Source organism: Pseudomonas sp. PNPG3, assembly GCF_023093815.1.
Taxonomy (GTDB): Bacteria; Pseudomonadota; Gammaproteobacteria; order Pseudomonadales; family Pseudomonadaceae; genus Aquipseudomonas; species Aquipseudomonas asiatica.
In genome coordinates this window covers 1-240 of record NZ_JALLKV010000318.1, presented here as the reverse complement: position 1 = coordinate 240, position 240 = coordinate 1, and the positions used below count along the sequence as shown (strand labels likewise).

Annotated in this window: 1 protein-coding gene; it reads right to left on the bottom strand. The window is 71.7% G+C overall.

Going from position 1 to position 240, the window contains the following annotated elements:
• On the bottom strand, positions 1–240 hold a 240-nt coding region (locus tag MJ643_RS31210), incomplete at both ends, for a hypothetical protein (protein WP_247727387.1).

Sequence of the window (240 nt, the reverse complement as noted above, 5' to 3'; positions counted from 1 at the left end):
CGCCCGCGCCCGATGCTTCTTGATCCGCTGAGCGATCCCCGGCCAGAAGTGCTCCGCCTCCGCCGGCGACAGCCGATACGCGCCCGGGTCCTCCGCCAGGAGCTCCCGCATCCGCGCCTCGACGTCGTGCAGCTCGATCGTCCGCGGCTCGACCCGCTCGACATCGCCCACGATCGACCGCAGCAGACCCAGGGTCTCCCCGAGACGCAGATCGACCCACCGAGCCAGCTCCTCATGCGC